Below are 24,521 nucleotides of genomic sequence, written 5' to 3' on the forward strand. Positions count from 1 at the left end.
TAACCCTCCCCGATGGATTGGGGAGGGAACTAGATTTCCGGCTTCCCCCCTTTACAAGGGGGGATTGAGGGGGGTAATTTGACTTGTGTGTACACTGTAGCCTTAGCAAGGGGAGGGGAGACAAAGCGTAGCTTTGGCAGGGTGGGGTTCTTCGGGTTTAATAAGTAATCAAGCGGACTGATATCACTCTTCTTCTAGCAACTGTTCTATATATTTTTGCACCAAAGGCACTTGAAAAGCATTGCCTTCTGGAGTCAAGATTTCTTTTCGCGCTAGTTTGCGAACAACGCCTTTGTCTTGCTGCGTGGGAGTTTCCCCGTGGATTATCCGCCGGAGTAAATTGCGTAGGCGTAGCTCGTCGTAGACATCGCTATCTGCTAAACTCTTCCATAATTCCCGAAAATACTGATCGCCTCGTTCAAGCACAACAGGTATAACTTCTTTAACATCCTGTGCAGTCGCTTTTGCTGTATCTGCTTCTCGCCTGTTTCTTCTGATATCGCGGTTTAGCAACTCCACCACCTCATAACACACCAACTGAACTAGATAAGGTTGACAGCGAGTAACTTGGATAATTGCATCTACAGCAGTTGGTTCATAGATATTGCTGAAGTCCTCTACTGGCTGTTGAATCAAATCGCGGGCTTCTGACTCTTGCAGGTAGGTCATTCGCAAAGCACGGGTGTTAATTAAATAGTCACTCCAGTAATCGTCAAGTTCAGATAACTCGTGTGAACCACTAAAAAGTAAAATCCACTTGCGTTGATGTTGCAGCAGGTTACGAATAAAGTTGAGTGGCGCACGGCTATTTGTTGCTTTCACTACCTCACCCAGGCGTTCATATTCATCCAAACAGAGGAGAAATCGCTGACCAGGATTGCTGCGTTCTATTTCTGTTAACCAAGTTTGCAGCGCGGGAAATGGGTCTTCAGCTAGTTTCTTGGCATCTGGATAAGGCAAGTTTACTGTGCGGGGTAATCGCCGTGCAACTTCGATAATTTGTTGAGCTAAATTTTCAGCCAATCCTTTTAATGTTGTGGCTGATGCTGCACCCTGTAAATCTACCAGCAAAGGAACAATATCTGAGCCAATTTTATAAGGTAGATATTTCAGCGCTGAGGTTTTCCCTGTCTTCCGCCCTCCGTAGAGTAACAACACTGGTGGTTGCTCAGAAAGTGCCAAAGTTTCAATTTCCCGAAATATATCAATTCGCCCTTTGAAACGATTCTTTGGTGTTTGAGGGTCTAGCGCGTTACCAGCAATATAAACTTGGTCTATTTCTTTTAATCCTTGTGCCTGTCCCTGTAAAGTGCGCTGCGCCGTCTTTAGTATAGTTAGCCAGCTTTGTGCAGTGTTGCCAAAAGAGACAGCAACGCGAGTATTATTTGTGAAAGCTAGACTTTGCCCCAGTTGGCGTAATGCGTTGATGGGAATATTCAGTAACTCATATTTACGATAAGGTGAAGTTGCTTCTTGTGATGCCCGTACATTCTGACTAATATCTAAAAATTGGGGCAGTACAATGCCAAGTTCCTTTGGTGCTGGTGAGGGAATCCACGCTAGTTGGTTGGCAATCTCCACAATATCGCTCAACCTCTGACAACGATTGAGAATATCTCCAGCAATACCAGAAATTGCCTGTGCTGCAACTTTTTGCTGATTTGTGGATGTAATTAGATAATTAATAGTCTCACAGGCAGCTATTGGGTTCTTTTCATAAGCCTCTACAATCATCACATCCATGAAAGGCAGAGGCAAAATAATCAATTCATCAAAGCGAGGCGGCAGATATCGCAAACAATTTACCCGTTTGCCATTGCGAAACAACAAGAACAGGGTGAGTATCCACAGTAATTCTGGCAACCAGAAGTAAACTCGCAGCACACTAAGAATAAACGCCATGCCTACCCCCACGGCAAACGCTAGGTCTGTAGTCATTCCAAATACCATACTTTGGGTCATGGCTAACCCCACGACCAACGCCATGCTTCCAGCAAAGTTTAACGCCTTGTCGTTTACCACTAAGCCTACCGCCAAGCCTGCCGCTACGCCTACCGCCATGCCTGCTGCTACGCCAAACATCACGCCAGACACTAACCCCAACGCCACGCCCAAGGCCATACCTCCTGCCACGCCAAACACTACGACTATAAGATCAAACGCTATGCCCAACACAAGACCAAACAGCATGACCATCACTACAACCCACGACGCGGCGCCAAACGCCATTACCCATGTCATACTCAACACTACGCCTGATAATTTAGGTATCAAAAGGTAGGCAAAGAAAGCAAAAATGAAAAGAACTAGTCTACTTTTATTGCTACGACGCCCCACAAACAGCCCAATCAACCAGCCTACCCAAATAACACAGCTTGATATCCAGCTAAATAAATGACCAGGAACCAGAGTATAAACTGGTGCCACTAGCAATAAAGCCATGATTGGGACTACGGCAGTTAGCCACTTAATCTGCCCACTATAGTGACACCAGTGAGCATTAGTACGGAACTCAACTCTTTTAGTAAAGGGGTTATCTGTCGGCTTCAGTTCTGGATGGATATCGCGCAGCCAGCTTTTAAAGGTAAAAGGTTTGAAGTAAATCCAATACAAAAGGCGCACACATTCAGCCACATAATTCCAAAAGCCTGATGCTGGAGACGTGTTACTCATTGCTACTTTATCCCCAGCTTGTCACGCACAAAATCCCAAACTTGGTTCCAGCGCACCACACCCACCAAAACCAAAACTGGTAAAAGCAGCATGACTAACCCAGTAATCCAGTTGCCGATATCACCTACAGTTACACCAATGAATTGGGGTATCTTACCTAGACGCACTGGTAAATCCCAAACTAACCAACGCAGCCATAATTGCCATCGCTGTCCTTGGGATGGGGATTTAGCTTTAGTAAGCTGTTGTTCAAACTGCTGTTTCGCCCACTTGATTGGTTTACCTGTTTGACGTGCTTCCCACAAATAGTAACCAGCCAATTGCAACTTATAAGGATAACGATCGCCCCATTGCTGGGCATGACTCTGTTCATCTACACTCAAAGCTGCACCATTACTAGAGCGAGTTGGTAAGCGCGACAGTTCAATAGCCTCATCTGTAGTTAGTTCTTTCAAATAAATAGTGTGACCAATATTGAAAAAACTAGAGACAAACCGATGCGTGTTAGCATAAACATCCAGTTGTTTACCAGAAGCTACCACTAGCATCAAGGCGTTGCTATCCATCAGCGATCGCAAATTGTCATAAAATCCATTATCGAATTTATCGGGATATTTCAAAAGGCTTTCAAAATCATCCAGACAGAGGACGGGTAGCTTTCCTTGCTGTTTCCATTCCTTAACCGCATCTGAAAATGCTTGACGATTAAGCGGTTTAGTCTTCCAAGGATTTCGCAGTTGTAGTTGCCATCCCTGAACATGATTCAGTAAACTTTCGGCTACAGTCTCATAGAAACCCGTTTCAGTTTGGCAATCTACACTCCGTAACGGTAGGTAAATCACCACATAACGACTGGTGTTGTGTAATACTCGCTGCTCCCAAGTCCGAAAGAAGTAATACAGCAACGAAGATTTCCCAATGTGCTTGTCACCAACTATATTGATACTTGTAGGCTGATCGCCCTTCATCCGAGATGCGATCGCGTGTAATTCATCTTTACGACCAACAAACAGCCTGGGATCTTCAATCATCCCCGCAGCCACAAAAGGATTGTCAGGCAGCGCTCCAGAAGTCATGTAAAGCGTTTATCCTAGTTTCAGCAATTTAAGTGCAATTACCTAAAAGAATAGCACTAGCCCGATAATCTCTTTATCGTCTTAAACTTGGTATCTGATAAAAATATTTATTTGGCAAATAGGCCAATGTTCACTGCTACAAGTGTAGAACAGACCGTTGATGCGATCGCCACTTCCCTTAAGGAACGTGAATTAAATAAAATGCAAAACTTCATCCTGTATCTAGCTTCCCTCTCCAATATATTCGGAGAGGGATTGAGGGTGAGGTAATCCTGGACATCAGCACGCACAAACGCCGCTAGCCTACTTCTGGCATCGTCTAGCAGGGGTTCCCACTCTCTACCAAAATAAGCCTATGGGTTCCTGTTATAACTGCGATGTCTAACGACAAGCCGCTTCTCTACGAGACGCTTTGCAAATGCGTCTACGCAGTTTTTGTTAAAATTCCAGCACTTGTTTAGGACAAGCACCAAAAGATCCATGATTCAGAAACGTCACAGCCGAGTCAAGTGACCATAAGCTAATGATCGATAATCCAAAATTACTAAACTCCCCAGGCTGGATTCGAACCAGCGACCAATCGATTAACAGTCGATCGCTCTACCACTGAGCTACTGAGGACCACTCACGATTTATAATCTTAGGGCTAAAAATAGAATTTGGCAAGTACTTTCGCCAATATTTTTTTTAAATGCTTAATTTATAGAAATTTTGCAGCCAAAATCCATTCAGGAACTTAAGCAGAGACTTTGTAAATACTAATATCTACTATAATCCCATTCGTAATTCAGTCAGACGCTGCCGCGCCTTAGCATCAATGGCATTAGCTAAAAACCTACTCTTAGATTGTTTGCGCGTATGATATTTCTGTCGCATCCGGCAGACGGTAGCTTCCACTTCCCCACAGAGTTGTTGTGCCGACAACCATTCAGCCCCATACCCCTGTATCATCAACTGCTGTGCCCGATCTGATGTTGCAACAATCACACGAGAAATCAAACATTGAGCTATTTGCTGCCGAAAAGACGCACAAGATTTTTCAATATAAGTATCTGCTGTCTGCCCAAAATCAGTGTAATAAACTGATAAAAGCTCAGTAACAATTTCTTTATTGCTAGCGCAGTTCTGATATTGGGCATCAAAAACTATCTGAGTTTCATAACCTTGAAACGCACTATAACCAGTCATCGCTTCCACAAGTTCGCCCCGTGCAGCCTCTAGTCCAACGCGATCACGCGTTTTTTTAAGGCAAGGCCAAGCGCCAATGATATTGTAGCCGTCCACTAACAAAACGGCTTGGAGTAAGGAACGGGACATGGTTTTTAATCACAATTTTCTAGAGTTTACAAAATTCATTCATAAGTTTTATAATAATTGATGCTTTGTGTGTAGCATAGTGTTACACAAAACAAAAAATACGGCAGCCTCACAAAACTCAAATTTAAAACAGACGCACCAACTAAAAATGCGCCTTTGTTTAAAAGGCGCATTGCAGTTCTTTTTCAGTAGTGCTGAATGAAGAGTGCTGAATGAAGAGTGCTGAGTTCCGAGTGCTGAGTGTTGTTAAAAGACCACATCTAAACGGCGGAGCGCCTACTGGGTGTGAAAGTTCTGAGTACTTTTTACCGAAACAGTGCTGTTAAATATGGAGAATATTAAGATTTGTGTCTGGTTGTCAGCAATCTCGACACAAATCAGTTTCGAGTAGTGAGTGCTGAGTGAAAAGATTCATAAGTACTACTTCTTACTCAGCTTTCAACAATTTAGCATTACTCCATCAGACGTTGTTTGAGACGTTGGGCTTCACCCCGATCTACTAGAGAACCTTTTTCTAGTAAGAAAGCGCCGTCACAGTAATTTAACTCGTCTAATCGATGTGTTACCCACAGGGCTGTAAGACCTCGACTTTTGACGAGGCGGCGGACACCAGCAACTAAATCCAGTTGACTATCTGGATCTAGTAAGGCAGTGGGTTCATCTAATAATAAGACTTCACAGCGACGGGCGATCGCACCAGCGATGGCGACTCGCTGCTTCTGTCCCCCAGAAAGTGCATAGATAGGGCGTCGTTGGAGGGTAAGCAAATTCACCGCTCCTAGCGCCTCCTCAACCCTTGCTCTGGTGGCAGCAGGTGGCAACTTTTCTTCCACCAATCCAAAAGCCACATCAGCACCAACCGTTGGCATCACCAGTTGATGATCGGGATTTTGGAAGACAAAGCCAACGGGGTGCAAAACTCGAATTGCGCCAGATTCAGGAGCTAATAGCCCCGCCAGCAGTCTAAGTAACGTTGATTTCCCACTGCCGTTTGTACCCAAGAGCATCCAAAACTCACCCTTGGGTACTTCTAAAGAGCAAGATTTGATAACTTTCTCTCCGTTAGGCCAGCTGAAATTTAAATCCTTGACTTCAATGCCCACTTGAGCCATTTGTCAACCTTGGTTACTCAGCAGCTACAGCGAAAAAGCCAGGTGGTCTGGCACCACCTATGGCTGTACCATCTTTCTGAACAATCTGCACTCCAGAAATTTCACTAGCGCGGACAGCAATTTTTTTCTCTGTCTTGCCCTCGCACTTGAGTTCCACAATGTCAGGGTTCCCAGAACGCATTGCTGCCAAAATTAGCTGATAGACAGCCTCGGCATCCTCTGTTGACTTACGTTGTACTGAGATCGGGAAAGCAGTGTTTTTGATGCTTAAGTCGATGGTAAACATTTAGCAATAATCTTTCTTTAACTGACTCATTTTAACGTCAGCTGAGTGATTCTAGGGAAAAGCTTATTGTGCATGATTATTTTCCTTGTCCCCCTTGTGTTCCTTGTTCCCTCTTTCAAGGGTAGGTATTTAAAAAAAGGGCAGATAAGTGGGTAAAATACTTATCACATGGGGGGAAACAGAAATACCAGAGTAAATACTGTTAAGTATTCAGCTGTGCAGGAGGCTAAATGCACTTAGGAAAAAGTGAGGAATTAAGGGATTGGACTCGATATGACAAAAATTCGGATTGGTAACGGTTACGATATTCACCAACTAGTGAGCGATCGCCCTTTAATTTTAGGTGGAATTCAAATTCCCCATGAACTGGGTTTGTTGGGGCACAGTGACGCTGATGTGCTGACCCACGCGATTATGGATGCCATGCTTGGGGCTTTATCCTTGGGAGATATTGGTCATTATTTTCCGCCTAGCGATCGCCAATGGGCAGGAGCAGATAGTTTAGTACTATTAACTCAAGTACATCAACTAATTCGGGATCAAGGCTGGGAGGTGGGAAATATTGACTCGGTGGTAGTAGCAGAACGTCCAAAATTAAAACCGTATATTCACAAAATGCGCGACAAACTAGCGGCGGTTTTAGAATTACAACCGAATCAAATTGGCATCAAAGCTACCACTAACGAAAAGTTAGGCCCTGTTGGACGCGAAGAAGGTATATGTGCTTATGCTGTTGTCTTGCTAGTAGTTTCGGAGTAACTTTTCTTTTAGTCTCTGATAAAGATATTCAAGACTCGCGAGGATAGAAATCAATGATTTATAGGGAGAAACAAACCTTAACTTGGTGGGAAATTAGAGCCATACAAGCTACAAACATAGAAGATATAGACTTTCCTGATATTCTTGCTTTAGACAAAGACGAACAAATTATTCTCATCGCTGAAGTCAAAGGTTTACCATTCAATTTTCAAGAAACAAAAACCAAACAATATGCTATTTTACGGCTGATTGATTACTTACAAGCTGCAAAGATAGTGATTCCCTTTGCTATGCTTGTTGATGTCAATAAAATTCTGATTTTCCAATGGGATGGCAATAATTTATCAGAGCCGATTATCAGTCTTAATACTGCTGATGTGCTTAGTGATTACGAGCCAAAATTCCGCGACAAAAGGATATTTAGTCTTTACCTTAAAGGTCTTACAGAAGCTTGGCTACGTGACTTGGCCTATCATTGGAAATCTGCAATACCACCTTTCACAAAGCAAATGACAGAAATTGGTTTATTGCAACTACTAGAAGACGGAACAACTCAAGTTTATTAATGATTAGTAGTGATAATTTACGTTGAAACTAATTTCTTAATGAGTATTGCTCAAGGGCAAGATTCACAAGCACAAGAATTACTGCAAAATATACCCTCTTCCTTACGTATGGCAGTGCCAAGTATTTGTTTTGTAGAATCATTAACAACATTGGAACAAGAAGAAAAATATAATTTAGATTTCCTCGGCAAGTTAGATATACAAATTAATCAAGCAGAGCGAGATAATTCAGATAATGCACGATTACTGCTGTTTCGCTTAGAGCAATCAAGAACTAGCTTTCTTGAACGAAATAACGAAGTTAAAGAACGTTTTGATATAGCTTTTAATCAGCTAATCAGCAAATCAGAAATGATTACATTAAGTACGGGCATTTTTCAAGGAACGTTAAATAGAGAAATTTTTGATAAGCACATTATAGATAGAGTAATCTTAGAGTGTATAATTTTTCATGCTGGCTTACATCCTAATGAAAAGAAATTATTTTTAAGCGCTAATTCTAAAGAATTTGGTAGGCGTGAAGTTATAGAGGTTTTACGAGATAGTGGCATTCAATATTTCAACAAAACTCAAAACTTTCTTGCTTAGCTACAATCTCAATCAAATTAATTACACTATTCACATATTGAAATTATGAAACTTCTTAGCAAAATATTTCTAGCAATTAAACATTTTTGGTTGCCAATAATTCTGACTTCAGCAACAGCACTTACACTTACCGCTTGCAACCCAGGTAACTTCAAAAGTGCAGCTGCTCAAGTACCACAATTAGTAGTAAGCATTCTTAGCGATCCTAAAACTTTTAACTACCCTCTTAGCCAAGAGTCACCAAATATTTTTGGTTTGACTTATGAAGGCTTAACCAATCAAAACCCCATAACTGGCAAAATAGAACCAAATTTAGCAGAATCATGGCAAATTTCTGATGATAAATTAAAGATTGTGTTTACTCTGCGTGACAACCTCAAATGGTCTGATGGGCAACCATTGACAGTAGATGATGTGGTATTTACTTACAACGATATTTATCTCAACGAAGCGATTCCTACAGACGTGAGAGACACGCTAAAGATTGGCGAAAAAGGAAAGTTTCCCACTGTGCGGAAAGTCGATAATCGGCGAGTTGAGTTTATTGTTCCAGAACCCTTTGCCCCTTTTCTGAGTAGTGCTACGGCAAATGCAATTTTACCTGCCCATGCCCTCGAAAAATCTGTAAAAACGAAAGATAACGAGGGAAAACCACAATTTCTCACAAAGTGGGGCGTGGATACTCCACCAGATCAATTGATCGTTAATGGGGCTTATAAACTAGAGCGTTATGACACCAGCCAACGGATAATTTTTCGGCGTAACCCCTACTACTGGCGCAAGGATGCTCAAGGAAATCCCCAGCCTTATATTGAACGGATCGTTTGGCAAATTGTGGAATCAACAGATACTTCATTACTGCAATTTCGTTCTGGTGGGTTAGACAATGTGGGAGTTTCACCAGAATACTTTTCTTTGCTAAAAGCGCAAGAAAAACAGGGTAACTTCAAAATCTACAATGGTGGACCAAATTCTAGTGTAACTTTTCTATTCTTCAATTTGAATCAAGGTAAAAGAGAAGGGAAGCCACTAGTTGAACCAGTCAAATCACGTTGGTTTAACAATCTGGAATTTCGGCAAGCAGTAGCCTATGCAATTGATCGCCAAACGATGATTAATAACACTTTTCGCGGCTTAGGTATACTACAAAATTCACCACTTGCTGTGCAAAGTCCCTATTATCTTTCGCCTAAAGAAGGACTAAAAGTCTACGATTATAATCTAGAAAAAGCGAAGCAACTGTTAAAGAAAGCCGGATTTAAATATAATGAACAAGGTCAGCTAATTGATGCTCAGGGCAACCGCGTTCGCTTCACCTTGCTTACAAATGCTGGTAATAAGATTCGGGAAGCAATGGGTTCGCAAATAAAACAAGACTTGAGCAAAATTGGTATGCAAGTAGATTTCACACCCTTGGCATGGAATACTTACACAGACAAGATTTCTAACACCCTAGACTTTGATACTGGATTGATTGGATTTGGTGCTGGATTAGAACCAAATGATAGTGCTAATCTTTGGTCTCCTCAAGGTGGATCTCACCTATTTAATCAGAAACCCCAAGCCGGACAAAAGCCAATTCAAGGTTGGGAAGTAGCTCCTTGGGAAAGACAAATTGGCGAACTTTATATTAAAGGAGCAAGGGAGTTAGACGAAGCTAAACGTAAAGAAATTTATGCCCAAACGCAGCAGCTATGTCAGGAATATTTACCGTTTGTTCACTTAGTGAATGTTTATTCTCTGTCAGCTGTACGTAATCGTTTTGAAGGTATCAGATTCTCCGCCCTTGGTGGTGCATTCTGGAACATTCATGAAATTAAAGTAATTGATTAGTTATGGGACATTGGGCGACTGATAAATGACAAAGAGCAAAGCACAAAGGGCTAATTACTAATGACCGATGAAAAAACATTGCGATCGCTCCTTGAAGCGGTTGCTAATGGTAAAGTTACGCCAGATATGGCGTTAGACTCACTCAAAGACTTAGCTTATGAATCTGTAGGTGAGTTTGCCAAAATTGACCACCATCGCCAGCTAAGAACTGGTTTCCCAGAGGTGATTTGGGGTCCTGGTAAAACTCCCGATCAGATTGCTCAAATTATGGAGGTAATGCGCCTCCGCAATCCGGTGGTGATGGCGACTCGCATTGAACCAGCAGTTTATGCCGCACTGCAATCAAAAGTTAGCGGTTTGCGATATTATGCATCGGCGCGAATTTGTGCGATCGCTCCCCCTACTATCGAACCACAATTCCAGGGTGAAATTGGCATTCTTTCTGCTGGTACTGCTGATTTAGCCGTTGCTGAAGAAGCTGCTGTAACTGCTGAACTGTCTGGTTTTTACGTCCAGCGCCTCTGGGATGTTGGCGTTGCTGGGATTCACCGCTTATTAAGTAACCGCCATCTGATTGAGTCAGCATCGGTGTTAATTGTCGTGGCGGGGATGGAAGGCGCTTTACCTAGCGTTGTTGCGGGTTTAGCGAGTTGTCCTGTAATTGCCGTACCCACCAGCATCGGTTATGGCGCGAGTTTTGGCGGTTTAGCACCTTTATTGACAATGCTTAACTCTTGTGCTGCGGGAGTAGGTGTAGTAAATATCGATAATGGTTTTGGTGCAGCAGTTTTGGCGGGGCAAATTTTGCGAACTGCCGAGAAATTGCGGTTGGCATCGCCTGCATCTTGAGTTAAGACATTAAAGTTATATCCAATATTTCAGTACATTATCAGTATTTAATCTAAATAAACTGATACTGAAATTTGCCACCCCCAACTTCTTAAGCACCAAATATGACCCACTACAGCGATTTGATATCTCAGTTATTTTGGAATTTGCCTGTAAATTTCACAGCCCTAGCACAGACAATTACCGACCCAGACCTTATGGGTCAGATTCAAAAATCTTGGAGCCACTTTATACAGACAGGTCAAGTGTGGGCATTGTTGATTGGTTTAGTCATAGGCTATATGATTCGGAATCTAACTAGCTACGGTTAAATTTAAAAGTTAGGAGTTAGGAGGAAGAATTCATAACTCCTCATTCTTAACTCTTAACTCTTAACTGTCCCTCCACTCTTTTGATAATTTATGACCAAAGAAGAAAATTGGAGTCCGCGATTTGAATCAGGGTTGCATCCGGCGATCGCTCGTTTTAATGCCAGTATAGGTTTTGATATTGAATTAATAGAATATGACCTTACTGGTTCTCAAGCTCATGCCAAAATGCTTGCTCACACTGGCATTATCTCAAAAGAAGAAGGAGAGCAACTGGTTGCCGGTTTAGAACAAATTCGCCAAGAGTACCACCAGGGAAAATTTCAGCCTGGTGTCGATGCTGAAGATATACATTTTGCAGTTGAAGGACGATTGACAGAAATTGTCGGCGATGTCGGTAAAAAGCTGCATACGGCGCGATCGCGTAATGACCAAGTTGGCACCGATACCAGACTCTACCTGCGTGACCAAATCCAACAAATCAAAAGCGAATTGCGAGAATTTCAAGGTGTTTTACTAGATATAGCGGAAAAACACGTTGAAACCCTGATTCCTGGTTATACTCACCTACAACGCGCCCAACCCGTGAGTTTAGCTCACCACCTCTTGGCATACTTTCAAATGGCGCAACGCGACTGGGAACGTTTAGGTGATGTTTCTCGCCGCGTGAATATCTCACCTTTGGGGTGCGGTGCTTTAGCGGGAACTACTTTCCCCATTGACCGCCACTACACAGCTAAACTATTGCATTTTGATGATATTTATGCTAATAGCCTGGATGGAGTGAGCGATCGCGATTTTGCGATCGAATTTTTGTCTGCTGCTAGCTTGATTATGGTTCACCTCAGCCGCCTTGCAGAAGAAGTCATTCTTTGGTCAACTGAAGAATTCCGCTTTGTCACCCTCAAAGATAGCTGTGCCACGGGTTCCAGCATCATGCCCCAAAAGAAAAACCCCGATGTACCAGAATTGGTGCGGGGGAAAACGGGACGAGTATTCGGTCATCTTCAGGCAATGTTAGTGATTATGAAGGGATTACCCCTGGCATATAACAAAGACCTGCAAGAAGATAAAGAAGGTCTATTTGATAGCGTCAACACAATCAAAGCCTCTCTAGAAGCGATGACAATTTTACTCAGGGAAGGCTTAGAATTTCGTACCCAGCGTTTAGCCCAAGCCGTGACGGAAGATTTTTCTAATGCTACCGATGTAGCAGATTATTTGGCAGCACGGGGCGTCCCCTTCCGAGAAGCTTACAACCTTGTGGGTAAGGTGGTAAAAACTAGTATTGCCGCAGGTAAACTCCTGAAAGATTTGAAATTGTCAGAGTGGCAACAAATACATCCGGCATTTGCAGCAGATATTTATGAGGCGATATCCCCCCGTCAAGTTGTGGCAGCCCGCAACAGTTACGGTGGTACTGGCTTTGTACAGGTAAGCAAAGCACTCATAGACGCCCGCGCTCAAATTGCTCAATAAAGGGAGTAGGGAGTAGGGAGTAGGGAGTAGGGAGTAGGGAGTAGTTTTTTCCTTCCCCATGCCCAATGCCCAATGCCCAATGCCCAAAAATAAATAAAGGCGTACAAATGTACGCCCTAAAAGATAAATAATCTAAATTAAAAAGGATTTAAGCAGACAGCTTAGTCAGTGTCAGCTGCTGTTGCTGCGCCTTCTTCTTCCTCACTCTTCGGTGGTCTTTGTTGGAACCTTCTCTGCATTCTTCCGGTTGTAGTCCGTTTACGAAACTTTCTGGCATACGCCTGGTTCCGTAGCGCCTTTTCTTTTTTCGGGTTACGGCGCTTGGCCATGTTCACCTCATTAATAAAGAACAAAAAAGTAGCAATTAGGCATTACATAGGCAATATCAGCTACCAATACTATTGATATACTTGTAGCCTAGTGCAGCAATTAATACGCTTTAAACAATGTACTAGTCTACCGCATTAAACCTTGTACTGTCAAGAAAAATTTAGAATTATCCCTACCAGCTAGACAAAAAATACCTTTTCTTAGATTTAAATACGTCAAATAGATGTAAATTAGCTAAGGATTTGTTGTTCTTGAAACAAACCAATCAATATTATCAACAATTAGATGGCTGTCTCAAACCCCGCTTAATTTTCTCTTCTGAATTCTGAATTTGGGATTTTAACTTATTATTCAGATTAATTTTTTGAATGTGTACTGAAAAACTATTAGTGATAGCTGGTTTGGGCAAGGCTAATGTTAGTTGTAAACTGAAAAGTTTTCTGATTTAACAAATTTTATGTATATATGAATACAGTGCTTCTATTGAAACTTGATGTTAGAATTAATAATATTCTACGTAAATCGTCAGAATAAAATCTCAAACCACAAACCTCTTTGTATAAAAGAAAACTCAATGAAAATTTTATTAGTTGAGTCTATGTAAGTGGTAGAGAAGTATAGAATACAATACAAAAACTTTGAAGATTGAACGTTATTGCTTTTTTTCGGGCAGCTGTCCAGTCCACACGTAGCTTATGGCGTATTGGACAAACCGTACTAGGTATGATATTTCGTCATCCTATTACTGGCACTAGTATCATTCCAATTTTACCTGACGGTCGCATCGTACTGATCCGGCGACGTGATGATGGTCTTTGGGCATTGCCTGGAGGCATGGTGGATTGGGGAGAAGATATTCCCAATACAGTCCGCCGAGAATTGATGGAGGAAACCGGGCTAGAATTAGTTAAAATTAATCGTTTGGTAGGAGTTTACTCGGCACCAGACCGCGATCCGAGAATCCATTCAATTTGTATTGTGGTCGAAGCCGAGGTGCATGGGACAATGGAGATTCAAGATACTTTGGAAGTCATGGAAATCCAAGCTTTCTCTCCCAATTTCCTACCTTCAGGACTGATGTCTCACGACCATACTCGGCAGTTGCAAGACTACTTGAAGGGGTTGACAACATTGGCATAATAATATTTTGTCATTAGTCATTTGTTTTTTGTCAGATACTAATGACTAATGACATTATGGTGCTAAAAGTTAACCACTAAATTAAAATGGATACACTATTCCGTAACTCCCGGAGAAAACTCTCTCAAGGGCTGATATTCTGGCGTGAAGTCGGTGAAAAAACTCCGATAATTTTTTTACATGGTGCTTGGAATGAGAGCAGTCAATGGTTATCTGTGATGGAGTCTCTTGCACAAGATTTTCATTGCTTCGCACCTGATTTGTTAGGGTTTGGTGAATCAGAAAATCCCAATATCCACCATTCGATAGATTTACAAGTGGAGTGTTTATCTGAGTTTTTGCAAGCTGTCAAGCTAGAAAAGGTATATTTAGTAGGGCATTCTCTTGGGGGTTGGATTGCTGCTAGCTATGCTTTAAAGTATCCAGAAAAAATTGATGGTCTGGTATTGCTAGCACCAGAGGGCGTAGAGATAGCAGGACAAGAAGAGTATTGCCAGAAGATGCGGCGATTATTGAATTATCCACCAGTAATAGTAAAATTGTTGCGATCGCTAACTCCCTTGACTAAAATCTTCGGTTGGCATGAAAAAATTGCCCAGGATTTGCAGCTGCGTCAGGTGCTATTCCCCTATCCCATAGGTTGTCAATTACTTTTCAAAAGGCGACAAGCAGAAATTGAGGCGGAATTACTGCAAAAGCAGCTTTACATGATAGATGTCCCAGTTTTGATTTTACAAGGTGGTCAAGATACACCCGATGCTTTAGCCAAGAGTCGCGTTTATGCTCAACTAATGCCGAAAGTCGAGTTAAAAATGATTGCCCATGCTGGAAACGATTTACCAGAATCTTGTGCTGGGGTTGTGGCGATCGAGATTCGGGAGTTTATTAAAAGTATCTTAAAAAGCCATAATTTCAACGAATTAAACTAGCTCATTCAGAGTTTGCTGCCAATCCACTACACATATTCCTTCGCTCTCAAACCGTGATATGTGTTTCAAGTTTATTGTCATAACTATGACCTGATCAAAACTCTTCAATTGGAGAATTGCTTGAGATGCAAGAATTACATCACCATCCAAGCTGTCATTACTTGCCGTGGGCTTTCCCTGGTTTCTGACCCATGCCCATAGTTCGGCTGCTTTTTGCATCGTTTCGGGAGTCAGTGGTATGAGACAAATTTTGCTAAGTTTGTTGAGGTGGTCTATACTCTTTTGTTTTCCTTGTCTCAATAGTTCACGCCGAAGCTCATAATCGGCTATTTCTGGCACACGTATAACAGTTTCAAATTTCCCTAACGATCGCAACCACTGTTGGACTTTTGGGTTTACTTTTGGATGCGTTACTTGACTCAACGGATGAGTGTCTAGCAATACGGCTCTACTCATCTGTGTTTTTACACTGACATCCGATTTTGATTCAAACTTGTCTCAATCTGTGGGTATGTTTGTTCATCATATCCCGATTCATCAGCCATCCATTCGTCAACCAATCCGATTACTTTTTCTAACGTATCATCCACTTTTGCTTCCGATTCAGAAAATTGGGCAAGTTGATTTTGCCTTGATCCTCGTAACCAAGTTGGCAAGGGATCTTCTGTTGTATTTGTTCTTGGTGTGTTTATGGTTGTAAGTGGAGCAAGGATGTCTATGTCGTTATTCTGATTACGAATAAATGTTTTTCTACTAAAACTCCCACAATATGCAGTCGCGTCAGCGATCTGAACGTTACGCCAACGAAACAAAGGAGGTTGACCTTTACCCAATGGCAACGATTGTCCTTCAATCAAGACATCGACTCTTGCTCTAACTGCCAGCAATTCCGCCAAAGAAATGGCATCTAATTGCTGCATAATTACATCTAACTGTGAAGTTTTGGGCATAGTTTATCTAGAGGTAAACTTATCTTTTTATTCTATGCTATCTGGGCTTTGGCTTGTCTCTTTGCTGTAAAAATTAGGATTCCTATTCCTTATTTTCCATTACAATTTCCCTCATTCCCCAAAAAATTAAATTTTGTTCCATAATTAAGCGTGCTGCAATTTCAGGATATAACGCTTGCAAATAGTTAATTAATAAAGTGCGATCGCCTCCTTTAATCGCAATCTTCCCATCAGGAAATAAATCCCACCACGCCTCAATAAAATCTTTAATCCCAGCTAACACAGTGTAAATTACTCCACTTTGAATAGCTTCTGTAGTATTGAGTGCAAAACGTGGTGGTAAAGACTGAAAATTTGGTATTTCTACAAATGGTAATTGCCCTGTTTGTTGACCGAGAGTTGCAAATTGCAAGCCTAATCCCGGTAGAATTGCACCTCCAACTAAACACTGGTTAGCATCCGCAGCCGTAAAAGTCAGCGCTGTTCCTGCATCAATCACCAACATTGGAAAACCCCACGTTTTCCCCGCACCCCACAAAGCTAAAGCACGGTCAATTCCTAATGTGGGATACATACCTTTTAGCGGTATTTGGTCTAAAGTAATAACGCGAGTATTTGGGTAAGTTTGCCAAATAGCAGTTTGGCTGGGAACTACGGAGGCGATGAGGAGAGGGGAGAGGGGCAGAGTGTTTGTTAGAAATTCACCTTCTGGAAAAATTTTCTCTAGTAAATCATTCAGGGTTTGACATTCAGCCAACTGCTGTATCACAGACTCAGGAAGATAGTCAGTATCCCAAGCTGAGTAAAGCATCTCGCCTAGAAACAATGCCCAATGCAGCCGGGAATTCCCAATTTCCAACGCTAGCCAAATTTCCTCTCTATGCCTGTGCGGTTTCACACTTTTAACTTTTTTAAGTCAGTTATAGGTTTTTTAATAAAAATTAACATTCAAGCCGTGTAACAATAAAATAGAGGAACAAATACTCATTGTGTTAAGGAGGGGAGTTATGGTAGCGCTCACCGAAAAAACTGAAAAACGGCTGACCATACAGCAGGTGGAAATCGCTCAAGAAACGACGGCTATTCGCTCTTTGGATTGGGATCGCGATCGCTTCGATATTGAGTTTGGTCTACAAAACGGTACTACTTATAACTCGTTTCTCATCCGTGGGGAGCAGACTGCTTTAGTAGATACCTCCCACGAAAAGTTTCGTCAACTATATTTTGATACGCTTACCGGACTAATCAAGCCAACAGAGATTGATTATTTGATTATCAGCCACACCGAGCCAGACCACAGTGGTTTAGTTAAAGATTTGCTGCAAATGGCTCCAGAAATTACCGTTGTCGGTTCTAAGGTGGCGATTCAATTTCTTGAGGATTTCGTACATCAGCCATTTAAACGGCGGATTGTGAAAAATGGCGATCGCTTAGATTTGGGCAATGGTCATGAATTTGAATTCGTGATTGCTCCAAATTTACACTGGCCGGATACCATCTTCAGCTTTGACCACAAAACCAAAATTCTTTATACTTGTGATGCCTTTGGGCTACACTATTGCACAGATAGCACCTTTGATGAAGATTTGGCGGCGATCGAAGAAGACTTTCATTACTACTACGATTGTTTAATGGGTCCGAATGCGCGATCAGTTTTGTCTGCCCTGAAGCGGATGGCGGAACTGAAAACCATCGGGATGATTGCCACAGGACACGGGCCATTATTATCCCATAATGTTGAGGAACTCACTGGACGTTACCGCATTTGGAGCCAAACACAAACTAAGGTGGAAACGGCAGTTGGGATATTTTACGTTTCCGAATACGGATATAGCGATCGCCTTGCTCAAGCAATTGCCAATGGGATTGGCAAAACTGGTGTCGCTGTGGAAATTGTCGATTTGGGATCGGAAGTGGATTTACAAGAACTGCGAGAACTAGTTAGCCGTTGTGCTGGATTGGTGGTTGGTTTACCTCCTGCTTCTGGCGCTGCTAGCATCCAAGCTGCACTCAGCACAGTTTTAGGATCTGCCAAAGAAAAGCAAGCGATCGGCGTGTTTGAAACCGGCGGTGGCGATGATGAGCCGATAGATCCTTTGCTGAGTAAATTCCGCAATTTGGGTTTAACAACGGTTTTTCCAGCGATTCGGATTAAACAAACACCCACAGAAAACACCTACAAGTTGTGTGAAGAAGCGGGTACAGATTTAGCTCAATGGGTAACACGCGATCGCAGCATTAAAGCGATGAAATCTCTCGGTGCAGACTTAGATAAAGCACTAGGCAGACTTAGCGGCGGATTATATATTATTACTGCCAAAAAAGGTGATGTTTCCAGTGCTATGCTAGCCTCGTGGGTGAATCAAGCCAGCTTTAAACCCTTGGGATTCTCCATTGCAGTAGCCAAAGATCGGGCAATTGAATCACTCATGCAAGTAGGCGATCGCTTTGTTCTCAACGTCCTAGAAGAAGGGAATTTCCAACCATTAATGAAGCACTTTTTGAAACGGTTCAAACCTGGTGCTGATCGCTTTGAAGGTGTGAGAACTCAGCCAGCCCAAAATGGTGCCCCCATCCTCAACGATGCCCTCGCCTACATGGAGTGCGAAGTCGTCAGTAGAATGGACTGCGGCGATCATTGGGGAGTATACAGCACCGTTTACGCCGGACGAGTTTCTAAACCAGATGCTTTAACTGCTGTGCATCATCGCAAAGTCGGAAACCACTATTAAGAAAGGGAGTGGGGAGTAGGGAGTAGGGAGTGGTGTTTCCTACTTATTACTCCCCATTGCCCCAAAAGTCATGTTAGAAAGCATTATTAGAAGAGGGAATAGGAAGTGGTGATTCCTACTTATTATTCCCCACTCTCCACTCCCCATTCCCTACTCCCCATGTTAAAAAATAAACCCCGTGATGTTCAAGTTTATCCAATAGCTACAGATACAAGAATACTGCGATCGCGCAGTTGGTCAAGGCTGAGATTTGAAATTGAATATGCTCTTGCTAAGGGTACAACTGCTAATTCTTATTTAATCGAAAGCGATAAAACCGCAATTATCGATCCTCCAGGCGAAACCTTTACGCAAATATATTTAGAAGCGTTGCAGCAGCGTTTCCATGTCGAAGAGTTAGATTATGTGATTTTGGGACACGTAAATCCTAACCGGGCTGTAACTTTAAAAGCTTTGTTGGAAATTGCCCCGCAAATTACTTTTGTTTGTTCAAATCCCGGCGCGATAAATTTACGTGGAGCGCTGGAAAATCTAGATTTGCAAATTATTGTGATGCGGGGCGAAGAAACCCTAGATTTGGGCAACGGGCATAATTTACAATTTATTCCCACCCCCAATCCCCGCTATGCAGATCAACTTTGTACCTACGATCCGCAAACAGAAATTTTGTACACAGATAAGTTATTTGGGGCGCATGTTTGCGGAGATCAGGTATTTGATGAAGGCTGGGAAGTATATAACGAAGACCGACGCTATTATTTTGATTGCCTCATGGCTCCCCACGCCCGTCAAGTTGAAACAGCGCTGGATAAACTTGTCGATTTTCCCGTGAGAATGTATGCCAATGGTCACGGGCCTCTGGTACGTGATGGCTTAATCGAATTGACCAAAGCTTATCGGGAATGGAGTCAACAGCAAACATCTGCTGACTTGACAGTAGCGTTAATTTATGCCTCAGCTTACGGAAATACAGCCACATTAGCCCAAGCGATCGCTCGTGGGATCACAAAAGCTGGCGTTGCTTTAGAATCGATTAATTGTGAATTTACTGAACCAGAAGATATTCGGCTTGCTGTCGAAAAATCTGCTGGCTTTGTCATCGGTTCACCTACCCTCGGTGGTCATGCACCGACACCTGTACAAACAGCTTTAGGAATTGTACTATCCACCGCTACTAATAATAAACTCGCTGGTGTTTTTGGTTCCTTTGGCTGGAGTGGAGAAGCGGTTGATTTAATCGAAGGTAAATTGAAAGATGCCGGCTATCGGTTTGGTTTTGACACCATCCGCGTAAAATTCAAACCCGACGATGCCACCTTACAATTGTGTGAAGAAGCTGGAACCGACTTTGCCCAAGTATTGAAGAAAACCCGAAAAGTGCGATTGCCTAGTCTTCCTGCAACAAGTGTAGAACAAGCAGTTGGTCGGATTGTCGGTTCTCTTTGTGTTCTCACAGCCAAAGAAGGCGATCGCTCCAGTGCCATGTTAGCTTCTTGGGTGTCTCAAGCGAGCTTTAGTCCCCCTGGTTTAACCATAGCTGTAGCCAAAGAACGCGCAGTAGAAACACTGACGCATACAGGAAATAAATTTGTACTCAATATTCTTAAAGAAGGGAATCACTTGGGGTTGATGAAACACTTCCTAAAACCCTTCGGCCCAGGAGAAGATCGATTTGCTGATGTGGCCGTCCAAGAAACTGAAAGCGGTTCTCCCATACTTACCGATGCGCTAGCATATCTCGAATGTTCTGTACAAAATCGCATGGAATCTGGCGATCATTGGTTGGTTTATGCAACTGTTGAGAGTGGCAAATTGTTAGATAATGATGGCGTTACAGCTGTGCATCATCGCAAGTCGGCAACTCATTATTAATTAATCATCTTCAATTTGCGACCCCAGCCTATTTTTGCTAGTACAATTGTTCTCCTCCTCGCTTGCGGGGAGGGGTGCTTTAATTTTGGGTATACTTGCTAGGGATCAGATTATGTCTGATAGCGGATCTTGTTGGATGTATTAAATAAAAATATACCTATTGTATGTAGTATATCTTATAAGAAAATTATGAAACTTATAAAAATCCATGTAATTAAGTTACTTTCAAAATTTTGACTCGTATTCCCATGCTTAAAGTGACTTTATTTTATATTATTTAACTAAAAACTCACGGTTCGCCCATTTTAAATTGAGTTAGGAAAAAGCCGAACGATTTAATAAGGGTTTCAATCTATAATTCAAACGTACTATCATACCAAATTTATGCGATCGCATAAAAATAGAGTTTTGAGAGCAGAGTGATAATTTAAATAGAATTTAGGTAAATCGCTAAAACCATTACGGTAACTAGGTTTTATGGTTTTTAGCAATTTCTAGAACTCAAAAAAAATGGGCGAACCGGGAGTAAAAAGTCACTTTTTATTAAATGATGCTATAATAAAAATAAGATAAATAAAAAAAGCCCGTGAACTGCATAATTCATGAGCTTGAATAATCGAATGACTGAAAAAGCTATTCGTAGTAGCCTAATCGTTTCGTCATTTTTGTTTCAAAAGTCTAATTCCTGAAATTACCGATTTAGCAGCAGAGTCTGTATGCGCTGCTGTATTGGCTACATTGAAAGATATGTAAGGCAACACAAGCAGGGAAGCAAAAGACACGATAATGTGTTTGTTCAAAATTCCCTCCTATTTAATTTTAATCCCCAAAAAAAGTTTTAGGGGATTAATTCTAATTGTACAGTAAAAAACACTTGCTTGATGTAGAAATACTGAAAAGATAGCCTCAAGCTAGAGTTTAGCGATAATTTATTTTAAGGCTAGAAATTATACTGCACTATTGGTTTGTTTTTTTGCAAAAACTCTATTAATCCTGAAAACTTTTAACCAGAGCGATCGCAGTAATATTCAATGAATACAGTTGTGGTAAACCTACAGCTAATGGTTCACCTTACAGATGAGCAGTTTTATCAACTATGCATAGCTAATCGGATCTGATCTGGTCATGGAGTTCGAGTGGGATAAATCAAAAGCAGCCGCAAATTTTAAGAAGCATGGTGTTAGTTTGAATAAGCCAAAACTGTCTTCGGCAATTCTTTGGCAGTGATCTTTGATGATGAAGCGCACTCTATAAATGAGCAGCGAGAAATCATTATTGGTCACTCTCAACAAAATCTCTTGCTGTTGATTTCCTTCACTGAGCGTTCCAATGCTATCCGTATGATCAGCGCCCGTCTAGCTACTCGAAAGGAACGTGAAGATTATGAACGAAATGCCTTTTGACAAATCGCAAAATTCTGACGACGAGCTTCAGGCTGAGTATCGCTTCGATTATCATTCGGCAAAGCCCAATCGTTTTGCTGCCCGTAGTGGAACGCAACAGTTAACAGTTGTGGTATTAGATGAAGATGTGGCTCAGGTTTTTACCACAGCAGAATCGGTCAACAAAGTGTTAAGGGCGTTGATTGAGTCAATGCCACAAGGAGCAAACGGTGAGACAGCCTAATAAAGAAAGTTGCATCGGGCGTAGACGCAAAGCGGCTTGTCGTCAGACATCGCAAGCCGTCTTATTCTGATAACTCAATGCTGCTTTTTTTGCGTAGGGTAGTATAAAGTTAGTTTCAAAGAAGCTATGTTCCATCTGGAAATTGAACAATGATCGATGGAAAATTATCTTTCATCAGGGCACTCTGGTTAGAGAATCATAGTGCAGGTTTTGCATAAAAAAGGCTCAAGCATTGCTGCCTGAGCCTTTTCTAGATTCAACTAAATCGCTTTCGCCTACTTAGCTTAGTAACGACCACGGTTGTAGCCGCCACCACCACCACCGCCACCGCCACGATTACCACCACCGAAGGAACCACCACCACCTCTGTCTTCTCTGGGCTTGGCCTTATTCACTTTCAGGTCACGACCAAGCCATTCAGCACCATCAAGGGCTTCAATGGCTTTTGTTTCTTCATCTTCTGAATTCATTTCCACAAAAGCAAAGCCGCGTAAACGGCCTGTTTCACGGTCAGTCGGTAATTGAACACGCTTTACACTACCATATTCTGCAAATACAGCACTTAGCGCGTCTTGTGTAACTTCATAGGAGAGGTTACCTACGTAAATTGACATTAAATGTCTCCAAAATCATAAGTTTGTAGAGATTTAGATTTCGGAGAGAAGTCTGTAATACCAAAAGGGAAAAGCCTGTCAATACTAAAAACAAACACTGTCGCCGAATTAATTCTCATTTCACTTCCCATGATGGCATAACAACTAACTTTCTGGGGAAAAGTTTGAAAAAATGTTATAAAAAGTTATGTTGCCAGTTGATAGCTAAGTGCTGGCTAGTCCCAAAAGGGGTGAGGCGATAGCGAACCGCACCCACGAGATCAACTAACTTTCCACTCTCTTTTCTAAATATTGACCAATCATCAACTGCTCACCAGCACGGGAGATAATGGTTTGTCTGGTGCGGTATTTGCTACCAATTAGCTTTAACTCTTCCTCAAACACTGAACTATTATATTCAGTTCGCAAACATAGTGTTTTCAGGTTGGAGAAATAATACTGGGCGGTGACTGGTTTGGATATGGCAAAACCGCGATCGCGATATAAAATGTTTCCCATAACTCCAAATAATGTTGAACCTTGCGACTCTTTCGTTGCTTTCAGCACATCCCTACTTTCCCATGTAACTGCTGCGCCACAGATCAAACTACCTGCATCAGGTAAATCGTGTATTTGAGCTAGCTTTTGCAATTCATCACAGCCCTGCTCTAGAAAATTGATCGTAAGTATACTTTCCATCTCCTTGGTTTCTCCCTCAGGTAGGGTGTAGTAGCGTCGTTGCGATTGCCACTTACCCATTGATTCCTGGAAAAATTCCCAAATCTGGGATTCCTCAGCAGTTTGTGCAATTTTTAGGAATGATGTCACTCGTAACTTTCCTCGCCTAAGGTCATCTGGTAGCTGTAGTAGATATCGGCCTTTCTTTTGCTGTATATGCGATCGCTTGAGCGAAATCTTACAGCGTTAAAAAAAGTAATCTATGTTTACTATTCTTAATATATTGGATCAGGCGTAAAAATTACTAGGCATTTTGCTACGGTAAATTTGGCTATATAAGCCTAAGTACAGTTATTTGATACTGCCCATTTAGAAGTAGGGGCGTAAAAGTCTTATATCTTCAGGAAATGCAAGTCTTCTACTAGCGGTAGATTGCAATAAATTTAAAAATATTTATACTAAGTTAATAATTGGATCGTCAGCTAAAAAATTGCCTACTCGATGTAATGAGTTAAAGTGGTGAGAATTTCTCGTGATAAAAAGTAGTTTTCGATACAAAATTCTGCAAGAAGATAGCTAATTGACAACACTCAGTCCTGAGTGCTGGGTGCTGAGTAAGTAAAAAAACTACTCAGCAATTATGTATTTGGTACAAGCCCCGCCCCTTGTGGGCGGAATCTTCTTGACTCAAGAGGTAGGTTGATACCGCACAAGAAAGCGGGTGGTCTTTTAACTCAGCACTCTAAGCCGAGGAACTCAGCACTCTTCATTCTCGCCGCTTTTCATTAGTCATAATGTCTCAAAATTACTTGGTAATGCACGGCT

General features: G+C 41.9%; 25 protein-coding genes and 1 tRNA gene. 14 read left to right on the forward strand and 12 right to left on the reverse strand.

The window, feature by feature from the left end; genetic code table 11:
- Positions 1-183: 183 nt before the first annotated feature.
- Both V7K15_RS10175 and V7K15_RS10180 read right to left on the reverse strand, forming a co-directional pair.
- Positions 184-2,673, reverse strand: a complete 2,490-nt coding sequence (locus tag V7K15_RS10175) for an AAA family ATPase (protein ID WP_334905322.1) — start codon at positions 2,671-2,673, stop codon at positions 184-186.
- A 2-nt stretch (positions 2,674-2,675) separates the two neighbouring features.
- Positions 2,676-3,749, reverse strand: a complete 1,074-nt coding sequence (locus tag V7K15_RS10180) for an ATP-binding protein (RefSeq protein ID WP_334905324.1) — start codon at positions 3,747-3,749, stop codon at positions 2,676-2,678.
- 126 nt (positions 3,750-3,875) lie between these two features.
- On the opposite strand from V7K15_RS10180, the gene V7K15_RS10185 reads away from it, so the two are divergent.
- On the forward strand, positions 3,876-4,019 hold the full coding sequence (locus tag V7K15_RS10185; RefSeq protein WP_334905326.1) for a hypothetical protein: 144 nt from the start codon (positions 3,876-3,878) through the stop codon (positions 4,017-4,019).
- Between the two features lie 279 nt (positions 4,020-4,298).
- Here the strand turns inward: V7K15_RS10185 and V7K15_RS10190 are convergent.
- From V7K15_RS10190 to V7K15_RS10205, 4 genes are all read right to left on the reverse strand, one after another.
- A tRNA-Asn gene (locus V7K15_RS10190) sits at positions 4,299-4,370 on the reverse strand.
- A 147-nt stretch (positions 4,371-4,517) separates the two neighbouring features.
- Positions 4,518-5,066, reverse strand: a complete 549-nt coding sequence (locus V7K15_RS10195; RefSeq protein ID WP_334905328.1) for an NYN domain-containing protein — start codon at positions 5,064-5,066, stop codon at positions 4,518-4,520.
- 452 nt (positions 5,067-5,518) lie between these two features.
- Positions 5,519-6,178, reverse strand: coding sequence for an ABC transporter ATP-binding protein (locus V7K15_RS10200; protein WP_334905330.1), 660 nt, complete (start codon positions 6,176-6,178; stop codon positions 5,519-5,521).
- Positions 6,179-6,191: 13 nt separating this feature from the next.
- A complete protein-coding gene (locus V7K15_RS10205) occupies positions 6,192-6,464 on the reverse strand; it encodes a hypothetical protein (RefSeq protein WP_292797608.1) in 273 nt (90 codons plus the stop codon).
- A gap of 273 nt (positions 6,465-6,737) precedes the next feature.
- Here V7K15_RS10205 and ispF point away from each other — a divergent pair, with 273 nt between their 5' ends.
- The 7 genes from ispF (at position 6,738) to argH (ending at position 12,846) form a co-directional block, all read left to right on the forward strand.
- Positions 6,738-7,223 carry a 2-C-methyl-D-erythritol 2,4-cyclodiphosphate synthase gene (ispF, locus tag V7K15_RS10210; protein WP_334905332.1) on the forward strand — a complete coding sequence of 162 codons (486 nt, stop codon included), beginning with the start codon at positions 6,738-6,740 and terminating at the stop codon, positions 7,221-7,223.
- A 53-nt stretch (positions 7,224-7,276) separates the two neighbouring features.
- Entirely contained in the window at positions 7,277-7,789 is a 513-nt protein-coding gene (locus V7K15_RS10215; RefSeq protein WP_334905334.1) for a hypothetical protein, read from the forward strand.
- Positions 7,790-7,798: 9 nt separating this feature from the next.
- Positions 7,799-8,377 (forward strand): PIN domain-containing protein, encoded by a 579-nt coding sequence (locus tag V7K15_RS10220; RefSeq protein WP_442949660.1) that lies wholly within the window; start codon positions 7,799-7,801, stop codon positions 8,375-8,377.
- 45 nt (positions 8,378-8,422) lie between these two features.
- Positions 8,423-10,210, forward strand: a complete 1,788-nt coding sequence (locus V7K15_RS10225) for an ABC transporter substrate-binding protein (RefSeq protein ID WP_334905338.1) — start codon at positions 8,423-8,425, stop codon at positions 10,208-10,210.
- A gap of 60 nt (positions 10,211-10,270) precedes the next feature.
- Positions 10,271-11,059 (forward strand): nickel pincer cofactor biosynthesis protein LarB, encoded by a 789-nt coding sequence (larB, locus tag V7K15_RS10230; RefSeq protein ID WP_334905340.1) that lies wholly within the window; start codon positions 10,271-10,273, stop codon positions 11,057-11,059.
- Positions 11,060-11,163: 104 nt separating this feature from the next.
- Positions 11,164-11,370, forward strand: a complete 207-nt coding sequence (locus V7K15_RS10235; protein ID WP_334905342.1) for a hypothetical protein — start codon at positions 11,164-11,166, stop codon at positions 11,368-11,370.
- A 90-nt stretch (positions 11,371-11,460) separates the two neighbouring features.
- Positions 11,461-12,846 carry an argininosuccinate lyase gene (gene argH, locus V7K15_RS10240; RefSeq protein WP_334905344.1) on the forward strand — a complete coding sequence of 462 codons (1,386 nt, stop codon included), beginning with the start codon at positions 11,461-11,463 and terminating at the stop codon, positions 12,844-12,846.
- Between the two features lie 161 nt (positions 12,847-13,007).
- Here the strand turns inward: argH and V7K15_RS10245 are convergent, their stop codons facing one another.
- Positions 13,008-13,175 carry a hypothetical protein gene (locus V7K15_RS10245; protein ID WP_012412073.1) on the reverse strand — a complete coding sequence of 56 codons (168 nt, stop codon included), beginning with the start codon at positions 13,173-13,175 and terminating at the stop codon, positions 13,008-13,010.
- A 646-nt stretch (positions 13,176-13,821) separates the two neighbouring features.
- On the opposite strand from V7K15_RS10245, the gene V7K15_RS10250 reads away from it, so the two are divergent.
- On the forward strand, positions 13,822-14,316 hold the full coding sequence (locus V7K15_RS10250) for an NUDIX hydrolase (protein WP_334905346.1): 495 nt from the start codon (positions 13,822-13,824) through the stop codon (positions 14,314-14,316).
- Positions 14,317-14,402: 86 nt separating this feature from the next.
- Positions 14,403-15,245 (forward strand): alpha/beta fold hydrolase, encoded by an 843-nt coding sequence (locus V7K15_RS10255; RefSeq protein ID WP_334905348.1) that lies wholly within the window; start codon positions 14,403-14,405, stop codon positions 15,243-15,245.
- Here the strand turns inward: V7K15_RS10255 and V7K15_RS10260 are convergent.
- The 3 genes from V7K15_RS10260 to V7K15_RS10270 form a co-directional block, all read right to left on the reverse strand.
- Positions 15,237-15,701: a type II toxin-antitoxin system VapC family toxin gene (locus V7K15_RS10260; protein WP_334905350.1), complete on the reverse strand. Its 465-nt coding sequence runs from the start codon at positions 15,699-15,701 to the stop codon at positions 15,237-15,239. The two genes, V7K15_RS10255 and V7K15_RS10260, sit on opposite strands and share 9 nt — an antisense overlap.
- Before the next feature lie 8 nt (positions 15,702-15,709).
- Positions 15,710-16,195 (reverse strand): hypothetical protein, encoded by a 486-nt coding sequence (locus tag V7K15_RS10265; RefSeq protein ID WP_334905352.1) that lies wholly within the window; start codon positions 16,193-16,195, stop codon positions 15,710-15,712.
- Positions 16,196-16,277: 82 nt separating this feature from the next.
- Positions 16,278-17,093, reverse strand: a complete 816-nt coding sequence (locus V7K15_RS10270; protein WP_334905354.1) for a pantothenate kinase — start codon at positions 17,091-17,093, stop codon at positions 16,278-16,280.
- A 109-nt stretch (positions 17,094-17,202) separates the two neighbouring features.
- On the opposite strand from V7K15_RS10270, the gene V7K15_RS10275 reads away from it, so the two are divergent.
- The 4 genes from V7K15_RS10275 to V7K15_RS10290 all read left to right on the forward strand — a co-directional run bounded on the left by V7K15_RS10275 (position 17,203) and on the right by V7K15_RS10290 (position 22,425).
- On the forward strand, positions 17,203-18,927 hold the full coding sequence (locus V7K15_RS10275) for a diflavin flavoprotein (protein ID WP_334905356.1): 1,725 nt from the start codon (positions 17,203-17,205) through the stop codon (positions 18,925-18,927).
- 159 nt (positions 18,928-19,086) lie between these two features.
- On the forward strand, positions 19,087-20,799 hold the full coding sequence (locus V7K15_RS10280; RefSeq protein ID WP_334905379.1) for a diflavin flavoprotein: 1,713 nt from the start codon (positions 19,087-19,089) through the stop codon (positions 20,797-20,799).
- A 1,223-nt stretch (positions 20,800-22,022) separates the two neighbouring features.
- Positions 22,023-22,202: a BrnT family toxin gene (locus V7K15_RS10285; RefSeq protein WP_334905381.1), complete on the forward strand. Its 180-nt coding sequence runs from the start codon at positions 22,023-22,025 to the stop codon at positions 22,200-22,202.
- Positions 22,183-22,425, forward strand: coding sequence for a hypothetical protein (locus V7K15_RS10290; protein ID WP_334905358.1), 243 nt, complete (start codon positions 22,183-22,185; stop codon positions 22,423-22,425). Before V7K15_RS10285 ends, V7K15_RS10290 begins: the two co-directional genes overlap by 20 nt.
- Positions 22,426-22,709: 284 nt before the next feature.
- Here the strand turns inward: V7K15_RS10290 and V7K15_RS10295 are convergent, their stop codons facing one another.
- Together V7K15_RS10295 and V7K15_RS10300 are read right to left on the reverse strand one after the other, a co-directional pair.
- Entirely contained in the window at positions 22,710-23,039 is a 330-nt protein-coding gene (locus tag V7K15_RS10295; RefSeq protein WP_334905360.1) for an RNA recognition motif domain-containing protein, read from the reverse strand.
- A gap of 264 nt (positions 23,040-23,303) precedes the next feature.
- A complete protein-coding gene (locus tag V7K15_RS10300; protein ID WP_334905362.1) occupies positions 23,304-23,846 on the reverse strand; it encodes a phycobiliprotein lyase in 543 nt (180 codons plus the stop codon).
- Positions 23,847-24,521 lie beyond the last annotated feature (675 nt).

This window comes from Nostoc sp., assembly GCF_036919815.1.
Classification (GTDB): domain Bacteria; phylum Cyanobacteriota; class Cyanobacteriia; order Cyanobacteriales; family Nostocaceae; genus Nostoc.

Bases quoted from the DNA above. Each gene is read 5' to 3' on its own strand.
- V7K15_RS10175 (WP_334905322.1), bottom strand. From the start codon at position 2,673: ATGAGTAACACGTCTCCAGCATCAGGCTTTTGGAATTATGTGGCTGAA.
- V7K15_RS10180 (WP_334905324.1), bottom strand. From the start codon at position 3,749: ATGACTTCTGGAGCGCTGCCTGACAATCCTTTTGTGGCTGCGGGGATG.
- V7K15_RS10185 (WP_334905326.1), top strand. From the start codon at position 3,876: ATGTTCACTGCTACAAGTGTAGAACAGACCGTTGATGCGATCGCCACT.
- V7K15_RS10195 (WP_334905328.1), bottom strand. From the start codon at position 5,066: ATGTCCCGTTCCTTACTCCAAGCCGTTTTGTTAGTGGACGGCTACAAT.
- V7K15_RS10200 (WP_334905330.1), bottom strand. From the start codon at position 6,178: ATGGCTCAAGTGGGCATTGAAGTCAAGGATTTAAATTTCAGCTGGCCT.
- V7K15_RS10205 (WP_292797608.1), bottom strand. From the start codon at position 6,464: ATGTTTACCATCGACTTAAGCATCAAAAACACTGCTTTCCCGATCTCA.
- ispF (WP_334905332.1), top strand. From the start codon at position 6,738: ATGACAAAAATTCGGATTGGTAACGGTTACGATATTCACCAACTAGTG.
- V7K15_RS10215 (WP_334905334.1), top strand. From the start codon at position 7,277: ATGATTTATAGGGAGAAACAAACCTTAACTTGGTGGGAAATTAGAGCC.
- V7K15_RS10225 (WP_334905338.1), top strand. From the start codon at position 8,423: ATGAAACTTCTTAGCAAAATATTTCTAGCAATTAAACATTTTTGGTTG.
- larB (WP_334905340.1), top strand. From the start codon at position 10,271: ATGACCGATGAAAAAACATTGCGATCGCTCCTTGAAGCGGTTGCTAAT.
- V7K15_RS10235 (WP_334905342.1), top strand. From the start codon at position 11,164: ATGACCCACTACAGCGATTTGATATCTCAGTTATTTTGGAATTTGCCT.
- argH (WP_334905344.1), top strand. From the start codon at position 11,461: ATGACCAAAGAAGAAAATTGGAGTCCGCGATTTGAATCAGGGTTGCAT.
- V7K15_RS10245 (WP_012412073.1), bottom strand. From the start codon at position 13,175: ATGGCCAAGCGCCGTAACCCGAAAAAAGAAAAGGCGCTACGGAACCAG.
- V7K15_RS10255 (WP_334905348.1), top strand. From the start codon at position 14,403: ATGGATACACTATTCCGTAACTCCCGGAGAAAACTCTCTCAAGGGCTG.
- V7K15_RS10260 (WP_334905350.1), bottom strand. From the start codon at position 15,701: ATGAGTAGAGCCGTATTGCTAGACACTCATCCGTTGAGTCAAGTAACG.
- V7K15_RS10265 (WP_334905352.1), bottom strand. From the start codon at position 16,195: ATGCCCAAAACTTCACAGTTAGATGTAATTATGCAGCAATTAGATGCC.
- V7K15_RS10275 (WP_334905356.1), top strand. From the start codon at position 17,203: ATGGTAGCGCTCACCGAAAAAACTGAAAAACGGCTGACCATACAGCAG.
- V7K15_RS10280 (WP_334905379.1), top strand. From the start codon at position 19,087: ATGTTAAAAAATAAACCCCGTGATGTTCAAGTTTATCCAATAGCTACA.
- V7K15_RS10290 (WP_334905358.1), top strand. From the start codon at position 22,183: ATGAACGAAATGCCTTTTGACAAATCGCAAAATTCTGACGACGAGCTT.
- V7K15_RS10295 (WP_334905360.1), bottom strand. From the start codon at position 23,039: ATGTCAATTTACGTAGGTAACCTCTCCTATGAAGTTACACAAGACGCG.